Source organism: Bacillus sp. T2.9-1, from assembly GCF_950097965.1.
In the GTDB taxonomy this organism is placed as follows: domain Bacteria; phylum Bacillota; class Bacilli; order Bacillales; family Cytobacillaceae; genus Niallia; species Niallia hominis.
In genome coordinates this window covers 1-1798 of sequence record NZ_CATNHG010000021.1, presented here as the reverse complement: position 1 = coordinate 1798, position 1798 = coordinate 1, and the positions used below count along the sequence as shown (strand labels likewise).

Annotated in this window: 1 protein-coding gene; it reads left to right on the top strand. The window is 39.8% G+C overall.

The window, feature by feature from the left end; genetic code table 11:
• Window positions 1–419 precede the first annotated feature (419 nt).
• Window positions 420–1649: an IS110 family transposase gene (locus QQZ16_RS02270; protein WP_031540352.1), complete on the top strand. Its 1230-nt coding sequence runs from the start codon at window positions 420–422 to the stop codon at window positions 1647–1649.
• The last annotated feature ends 149 nt before the right edge of the window (window positions 1650–1798 follow it).

Sequence of the window (1798 nt, the reverse complement as noted above, 5' to 3'; positions counted from 1 at the left end):
CTCCTCGTATAGTAAGTTTATAGTCCTCTTTCGAGGTAATTTCCAATTAAAATATTGTTCTTTGATAATTCTATAGATGTTAGTTCAGATAGTGGGGGGCTAGCCCCCCACTATCTGAAAAAGTTTTCCAAAGGGTGGACTTTTCGTGATGTCCCTAGATAATGGTCTTAGGATCATTTGGGGGATTTCTATCATCTCCTGTAGCTTTGACTACTACAAAAGTCTGTCTCCCCAGTCCTTGTTCGAACTTCTAACCCGCAGGCTGTTCCCTTTGGCAGCCCATGCTGGAAGTTGCAGCTTCCAGGCAGCTCATGGACCAAAGTGAGTTCTAATACGCGAGGGTGATTGACCGACAAGTACACTGGGGATATCCCGAAGAGTCCTTCCCTTGATCCTAGATTGAAAGGAGGTTAGCCACCATGAAATTATTTGTTGGAATAGACGTTAGCTCTCAAGATATGAAAGCTTGTGTCATGAATTTTGAAGGAGAAGCATTAACTGCTCTCACTGTTGACAACAATTTGACTGGGGCATCTTATCTGAAAGATCAGATTGTCAAGATAGCCCAAAGTAACTCAATTTCCGAGATTCAAATCGGGATGGAGGCCACTTCAGTCTATAGTTGGCATCCTGCTATGTTTTTTCACGAGGATGAATCTCTTAAAGAATTTAAAACAACAGTCTTTACTATTAATCCAAAACTAATTAAAAAATTTAAAGAGTCATATGTTGACCTGGATAAAACAGACCAAGTCGATGCTTGGATTATTGCAGATCGCTTACGGTTTGGACGTCTTCCACTAACGGCGGTGATGCAGGAACAATTTATTGCTCTTCAAAGGTTGACAAGAATGAGATATCATCTCGTTCACAACCTAACGCGAGAAAAGCAATATTTTCTGCAACACTTATTTTATAAGTGTAGTTCCTTTACGACTGAAGTGGATAGTTCGGTTTTTGGAAATGCCATGTTAGAGCTATTTCTTGAACAATATAGCTTAGATGAAATTAGCTCAATGGATCTTCAAGAACTTGCGAATTATCTTCAAGATAAGGGCAAAAATCGCTTTACTGACGCCGAGTGTGTGGCGAAATCCATTCAAAAGGCTGCGAGATCTTCCTACCGATTATCAAAGTGTGTGGAAGATTCTATCGACCTATTATTAGGGACTTCAATAGAGTCCATCCGTAGTATAACTAAACAGATTAAAGAACTTGACAAAGCCATCCAAAAGCTTCTAGAAGGTATCCCTAATACCTTACAGACGATTCCAGGAATAGGCCCAGTCTATACCGCTGGTATTTTAGCCGAAATTGGACAAATTGATCGCTTTGATAACCAAGCTTCCATTGCCAAATATAGTGGACTTACATGGTCCAAGAATCAATCAGGAAAGTTCCAAGCTGAGGAAACCAAAATGATACGTTCAGGAAATAGATTTCTTCGTTATTACCTTGTTGAAGCTGCCAACTCGGTTCAACGAAATGAACCTGAATTTCGGGCATACTACCTGAAAAAATATCGTGAGGTTCCTAAGCATCAACACAAAAGAGCACTCGTCTTAACGGCAAGAAAACTTGTGCGGTTGGTCGATGCGCTGCTACGCAACGATCAAGTCTACACGCCAAGAAGGAAGGTGAATAACTAAAGGATAAAACATCCTAAATCCTTCAATATTTTCCAGTAAATGGTTTAATATCTTACTGGGTTTCTTAAGTATTGTCTTTTTTAGGTATTGGTTGGCTTACAATTTCCAATTCCTTAGATTTTGGTACTTGACATATTACCGCAGGACTT